Source organism: Streptomyces sp. SID5910 (assembly GCF_009862125.1).
Lineage (GTDB): Bacteria > Actinomycetota > Actinomycetes > Streptomycetales > Streptomycetaceae > Streptomyces.
The window spans coordinates 23431-29430 of sequence record NZ_WWHX01001022.1 but is presented as its reverse complement, the minus strand read 5'-3'; the positions used below and the strand labels follow the sequence as shown (position 1 = coordinate 29430).

Annotated in this window: 7 protein-coding genes; 3 read left to right on the top strand and 4 right to left on the bottom strand. The window is 73.5% G+C overall.

All coding sequences use genetic code 11. From position 1 onward, the window contains the following. The coding region (locus tag GTW67_RS36050; RefSeq protein ID WP_161168921.1) for a universal stress protein at positions 1-400 on the top strand (400 nt) is incomplete at its 5' end. A gap of 17 nt (positions 401-417) precedes the next feature. Here GTW67_RS36050 and GTW67_RS36045 read toward each other — a convergent pair. The 3 genes from GTW67_RS36045 to GTW67_RS36035 all read right to left on the bottom strand — a co-directional run bounded on the left by GTW67_RS36045 (position 418) and on the right by GTW67_RS36035 (position 3105). After that, positions 418-1650, bottom strand: a complete 1233-nt coding sequence (locus tag GTW67_RS36045; RefSeq protein WP_161168920.1) for a DUF4032 domain-containing protein — start codon at positions 1648-1650, stop codon at positions 418-420. A gap of 9 nt (positions 1651-1659) precedes the next feature. Continuing rightward, a complete protein-coding gene (locus GTW67_RS36040) occupies positions 1660-2406 on the bottom strand; it encodes an MBL fold metallo-hydrolase (RefSeq protein ID WP_161168919.1) in 747 nt (248 codons plus the stop codon). Positions 2407-2475: 69 nt separating this feature from the next. Beyond that, positions 2476-3105, bottom strand: coding sequence for an alpha-ketoglutarate-dependent dioxygenase AlkB (locus tag GTW67_RS36035; protein WP_161168918.1), 630 nt, complete (start codon positions 3103-3105; stop codon positions 2476-2478). A gap of 136 nt (positions 3106-3241) precedes the next feature. Between GTW67_RS36035 and GTW67_RS36030 the strand changes: the two genes are divergently transcribed. After that, positions 3242-3913, top strand: a complete 672-nt coding sequence (locus tag GTW67_RS36030) for a TetR/AcrR family transcriptional regulator (RefSeq protein WP_161168917.1) — start codon at positions 3242-3244, stop codon at positions 3911-3913. Between the two features lie 28 nt (positions 3914-3941). Continuing rightward, on the top strand, positions 3942-5615 hold the full coding sequence (locus tag GTW67_RS36025; RefSeq protein WP_161168916.1) for an FAD-binding dehydrogenase: 1674 nt from the start codon (positions 3942-3944) through the stop codon (positions 5613-5615). A gap of 29 nt (positions 5616-5644) precedes the next feature. Here the strand turns inward: GTW67_RS36025 and GTW67_RS36020 are convergent, their stop codons facing one another. Further along, positions 5645-5896: a WhiB family transcriptional regulator gene (locus GTW67_RS36020; protein WP_161168915.1), complete on the bottom strand. Its 252-nt coding sequence runs from the start codon at positions 5894-5896 to the stop codon at positions 5645-5647. Positions 5897-6000 lie beyond the last annotated feature (104 nt).

The window sequence follows — 6000 nt, the reverse complement described above, 5'->3', positions numbered from 1 at the left end:
TGAGGACAGCGCCGACGTGATCGGCTTCGCCTTCGAGGCCGCCGCCGCACGCGGCGCCACCGTGCGGGCCGTGCGGGCCTGGACGCTGCCGACGGTGTTCACCTACAGCCCCGGCTCGATGCGCCTCGCCGACGAGGCCGGCGGCCTGGAGCAGTACGAGAAGAAGGCCCTCGCCGAAGCCCTCGCACCGTGGCGCGAGCGCTTCCCCGACGTCCCCGTGGTCGAGCACGTGGAGATGGGCAGCGCGGGACAGGTGCTGGTGACGGCGGCCGGGAACGCCCAGCTGACGGTCGTCGGCCGCCGCGCCCGCCGCACCGCCGTCGGCGCCCGGATCGGCTCGGTGGCCCACGGCGTACTGCACCACGCCGCCTGCCCCGTGGCGGTGGTCCCGCACGCCTGAGCCCGGGCCCGGGTGGCTCAGTCCGACGTGGGCTGGAGCGTCTCCCGGGCCTTCGGCAGGATGTTCGTGAGGTAGTCCTGGACCGCGGTGTCCAGGCCGATGTCATGCTGGGCCCGCTCGGACAGGAACCAGCGGTGCTCCAGCAGCTCGTGGTAGATCTCCGCCGGGTCCATCGCGCCCCGCAGCTCCACCGGCACCGCCCGCACGGTCGGCCGGAACACCTCCCGCACCCAGCGGTGGGCGAGGACCTCCGGGCGGGCGCCGAGGGGGTCGCCCGGGGCGTAGTCGTCCTGGGTGGCCATCCAGCTCTCCAGGTCGTTGAGCAGCCGCCGGGCCTGGTTCTCCTCGGCGTCCAGGCCCGTCAGGCGCAGCAGTTGGCGCTGGTGGTGGCCCGCGTCGACGACCTTGGGCACGAAGGTGACCGTGTCGCCGTGGGAGGCGTGCTCGATCTGCATCTCGGCCACGTCGAAACCGAGGTCGTTGAGCCGCCGGATCCTGCGCTCGATGTAGTGGTGCTTGCCCGCCGGGTAGACGGAGGTGCGGGTCAGCTCCTGCCACAGGCGGCCGTAGCGCGCGCAGATCTCCCGGCCGAACTCCACGGCGTCGACGGACGGGTGCAGCGCCCCGGACGCCTCCAGGTCGAGCAGTTCGCCGCTGATGTTGACCCGGGCGAGGTCGAGGTCGTAGTCGCGCTGCCCGTCGCTCAGCCGCGGGTGCAGCTCGCCGGTCTCGGCGTCCACCAGGTAGGCGGCGTAGGCGCCCGCGTCGCGGCGGAAGAGCGTGTTGGACAGCGAGCAGTCGCCCCAGGCGAACCCGGCCAGGTGCAGCCGGACCAGCAGCACGGCGAGGGCGTCCATCAGGCGGTGCATGGTGGCCGGGCGCAGTGTCGTCTCGAACATCGACCGGTACGGCAGGGAGCCACCCAGGTGCCGGGTGATCAGCACCGGCTCCAGCGGCCGGCCGGCGTCGTCGGTGCGGCCGGTGACCACGCCCAGCGCGTCCACCGCGGGGATGGCCAGCCGGTCCAGGTCGCGCAGCAGCCCGTACTCGCGCAGCGCGGGCCGCTCGGCCAGCTCCTTGACGGCGATCACCTCGTCGCCGGCCCGGGCGTAGCGGACGACGTGGCGGGAGATGCCGCGGGGGAGCGGCACGAGGTACTCCTCGGGCCACTCCTCCAGCGGGAGCTGCCACGGCAGTTCGAGCAGGAGCGCGGGGTGCTCCGGATTGGTGGCGCTGATCTGCAAGGCCATGGCCCGACTCTAGAACGTCCGTTCCCGGGCCAGTCGCGCGGCGTCCTTCACCGGGCCGCGGTGGAGGGGCCCGTGCCCGGGCAGCAGTACGTCGCCGTCGAGCCGCGCGATGATGTCGAGGGACGCCGTCGTCCGCTCCCGGTCGTGGTCGAACATGCGGGGCAGCAGCTGGGGCCCCCGCACGCGGGAGATGGCGTGCCCGCTGACCAGCGCGTCGCCCGAGACGACCACCCCGGCGTCCGGAAGGTGGTAGACGCAGTGCCCGTCGGTGTGGCCGGGGGTGTGCACCGGCACGGGCCGTCCCGGCAGGTCGAGCGGGCCGTCCGAGGGGAACGGGGAGGGGCCGGCCACGGGGTGCTGCTCGGTGCCGCCGGAGCGCAGGACGTGCACCATCCAGGGCAGCACGCCCGGCCGCCAGCTGTTGCGCAGCACCTCGCCGACCGACACCTGCTGGAGGAAGTCCCGCCGGGCGTGCGGCACTTCGGCCTCGTGGAGGAGGACGGGGGTGCCGTGGGCGGCGCGCAGGTACTCGGCCGAGCCCAGGTGGTCGTTGTGGGCGTGGGTGATCAGCACGGCCGTCACCGCCTCGGGCGAACTCCCGATCGCCGTCAGGGAGTCGAGCAGGAGCCGCCGGTCACCGGGGTAGCCGGTGTCGATCAGGGTCACCGCGTCCCCCTCGGTGAGGATGACCCAGTTGGTGTTGCTCCCGTGCACCAGATAGGTGCCGTCCGCGACGTGCCGCACGTCCGCGCGCATCAGTGTCCCCGCATTCCCAGGTGGCTGCCGACGGGGGACAGCCAACCAGACGCGGCGGGTGCCCGACGCTCAACGCACCCCGTGCGGACGGAACTGGACGCTGATCCTCGGGCCCGCGGCGCGGGTGCTCTTGGGGACGCAGTGCTCCCAGGTGCGCTGGCAGGAGCCGCCCATCACGATCAGGTCGCCGTGGCCCAGCGGACGGCGCACGGTGTCGCCGCCCCCGCCCGCCGGGCGCAGCAGCAGGTCGCGGGGCGCGCCGACCGAGAGGATGGCGACCATGGTGTCCTGCCGGGCGCCCCGCCCGGTCCGGTCGCCGTGCCAGGCGACGCTGTCCCGGCCGTCGCGGTACTGGCACAGCCCGGCCGTCGTGAACGGCTCGCCCAGCTCGTCGGCGTAGTGCGCGGACAGTGTGTCCCGGGCCTCGTCGAGCACCGGGTCGGGCAGCGGGTCGCCGGCGCCGTAGAAGGCGAGCAGGCGGGGCACGTCGACCACCTGGTCGTACATCGCCCGTCGCTCGGCCCGCCAGGGGACCTCCGCCGCCAGCCGTTCGAACAGCGCGTCGGCGCCGCTCAGCCACCCGGGGAGCACGTCGATCCAGGCGCCCGCGCCGAGCACGGTGCGGTGCAGCCCGCCGAGGGAGCCGAGCCGGACCTCGTCGGTCTGGTCGAAGAGGGACGCCTGGAGGTGCCTGGTCATGAGACCAGCGTAACGCGTATTCGAAAAGATGTTCTAAGTCTGCCTGGACTCTTTCGATACACGGGTGTATCCGATACGTTTTTGTATCCAGCCGGGCGCACACCGGCGCGGGACGACGGCGGAGGGCGGTGCGGGCATGGCGGTGAGGGCGACGGCCGGACGTGTGACCAGGCGCCGTGCGCGGACCCGAGCCGACCTGCTGGACGCGGCATTCGCCGTGTTCGCCGTCAAGGGGTTCGGCCGCGTCCCGATCGAGGAGGTCTGCGAGGCCGCCGGCTACAGCCGGGGCGCCTTCTACTCGAACTTCGCCAGCCTCGACGAGCTCTTCTTCGCCCTCTACCGCGAACGCGCCGACCTCATCGCCGACCAGGTGGCCGGCGCCCTCGCCCTCGACGGGCCCGACCTGGACGTGCGGGCCGCCGTCGAGCGCGTCACCGAGGTACTGCTGCTTGACCGGGACTGGCTCCTGGTCAAGACGGACTTCCTCGTGCACGCGGCCCGCGACCCCGACGTGGCGCGGACCCTGCTGGAACACCGGGCGCGGCTGCGCCGCGCGATCGCCGACCGCCTCGCCCGGACGCACGCCCGCACACCGCTGCCCGCCGTGCTGGGCGGCGCCGAGGCGGCCGCGCACGCCGTGGTCGCCGCGTACGACGGCGTCACCACGCAACTGCTGCTCGACCGGGACCCCGAGCACGCGCGCGGGTGGCTGGCCCAGCTGCTCACCGCGCTGCTCACCGACGGAAGCGGCACACCCGAGACCAACCCCGGCAACAGCACCGACAACACCACCGACAACACCCCGTGACAACACGGACGAGGAAGGGACGGTCGCCATGGACGCCGACGTCATCGTGGTCGGAGCGGGCCTCGCGGGCCTGGTCGCGGCGCACGAGCTGACCAGCCGGGGCCGCAGGGTCGCGCTGGTCGACCAGGAGAACGCGGCCAACCTCGGCGGACAGGCCTTCTGGTCCTTCGGCGGCCTCTTCCTCGTGGACTCCCCAGAGCAGCGGCGCCTCGGCGTCAAGGACTCCTTCGACCTGGCCTGGAGCGACTGGCAGGGCAGCGCCGGCTTCGACCGCACCGAGGACGAGGACTCCTGGGCGGTGCGCTGGGCGAGGGCGTACGTCGAGTGGGCGGCGGGGGAGAAGCGGTCCTGGCTCGCCGGGCACGGCATCACCTTCCTGCCCACCGTCGGCTGGGCCGAGCGCGGCGACCTCACGGCGGGCGGCCACGGCAACTCGGTGCCCCGCTTCCACATCGCCTGGGGCACCGGCACCGGCGTCGTCGAGCCGTTCGTCCGGTACGCGCAGCAGGCCGCGCGCGACGGGCTGCTCACCTTCCACCACCGTCACCGCGTCGACCACCTGATCGTCGAGGACGGCACCGCGCGCGGCGTGCGCGGCACGGTCCTCGCCCCCGACGACTCACCGCGCGGCGTCGCCTCCAGCCGTGACGCGGCCGGAGAGTTCGAGCTCACCGCCCAGGCCGTGATCGTCACCTCCGGCGGCATCGGCGCGAACCACGACATCGTCCGCCGCCACTGGCCCGAACGCCTCGGCACCCCGCCCGCCGAGATGGTCACCGGCGTCCCCGCCTACGTCGACGGGCGGATGCTCGACATCAGCGCCGAGGCCGGCGTCCGCCTCGTCAACCGCGACCGGATGTGGCACTACACCGAGGGCCTGCGCAACTGGGACCCGATCTGGCCCGGCCACGGCATCCGCATCCTGCCCGGACCGTCGTCCCTGTGGTTCGACGCCCTCGGCCGCCGCCTGCCCTCGCCGTACCTCCCCGGCTACGACACCCTCGGCACGCTCGGGCACCTGCGCACCGCCGACGGCCTCGTGGGCCACGACCACTCCTGGTTCATCCTCACCCAGAAGATCATCGAGAAGGAGTTCGCCCTCTCCGGCTCCGAGCAGAACCCGGACATCACCGCCAAGGACCGCGCCGGATTCCTGCGCGACCGCGTCCTAGGCAAGGGCGCACCCGGCCCGGTGGACGCCTTCCTGCGCAAGGGCGCCGACTTCGTGACCGCACCGGACCTGGAGGGGCTGGTCGACCGGATGAACGGGCTCACCGACAAGCCGCTCCTGGACGCCGCCTCGATCAGGCGCCAGATCGAGGCCCGGGACCTCCAGATGGCCAACCCCTACGCCAAGGACGCCCAGATCCAGGGCATCCGCAACGCCCGCCGCTACATCGGCGACCGGCTCGGCCGGGTGGCCGCCCCGCACCGCGTCCTCGACCCGGCGGCGGGCCCGCTGATCGCGGTCAAGCTGCACATCCTCACCCGCAAGACCCTCGGCGGCATCCAGACCGACCTCGACTCCCGCGCCCTGGGCGCCGACGGCACACCGGTCGAGGGGCTGTACGCGGCCGGCGAGGTGGCCGGCTTCGGCGGCGGCGGGGTGCACGGCTACAACGCGCTGGAGGGCACCTTCCTCGGCGGGTGCCTGTTCTCCGGCCGGGCGGCGGGCCGGGCCGCGGCCCGGCAGACCGGCTGAACCGCCCCGGGTCCACCGAGGGCCTGCGCTCACCCGGCGCGCCGGCGGGCCGCCGCGCGGCGCTTGAGCGCGCGGCGCTCCGTCTCACTGGTTCCGCCCCAGACACCGAGGGACTGTCCCGTGTCCAGTGCCCACTGGAGGCACTGCTCCTGGACCGGGCAGCGCCGGCAGACCGCCTTGGCCTGCTCGGTCTGCAGCAGGGCCGGGCCCGTGGTGCCGATCGGGAAGAAGAGGTCCGGGTCCTCCGTGCGGCACGCGGCGTGCTCGCGCCAGTTGTCCATCAGAAGTCACCTGCGATCGAATCGAGTCGTGCCCTCGTGAGTGCCTTACTCCGTTTCGGGTGACCTGTCGACAGCGGAGTGAAACCGGCGGTGTTTCCCCGGAC

Bases quoted from the DNA above. Each gene is read 5' to 3' on its own strand.
- GTW67_RS36025 (WP_161168916.1), top strand. From the start codon at position 3,942: ATGGACGCCGACGTCATCGTGGTCGGAGCGGGCCTCGCGGGCCTGGTC.
- GTW67_RS36045 (WP_161168920.1), bottom strand. From the start codon at position 1,650: ATGGCCTTGCAGATCAGCGCCACCAATCCGGAGCACCCCGCGCTCCTG.
- GTW67_RS36040 (WP_161168919.1), bottom strand. From the start codon at position 2,406: ATGCGCGCGGACGTGCGGCACGTCGCGGACGGCACCTATCTGGTGCAC.
- GTW67_RS36020 (WP_161168915.1), bottom strand. From the start codon at position 5,896: ATGGACAACTGGCGCGAGCACGCCGCGTGCCGCACGGAGGACCCGGAC.
- GTW67_RS36030 (WP_161168917.1), top strand. From the start codon at position 3,242: ATGGCGGTGAGGGCGACGGCCGGACGTGTGACCAGGCGCCGTGCGCGG.
- GTW67_RS36035 (WP_161168918.1), bottom strand. From the start codon at position 3,105: ATGACCAGGCACCTCCAGGCGTCCCTCTTCGACCAGACCGACGAGGTC.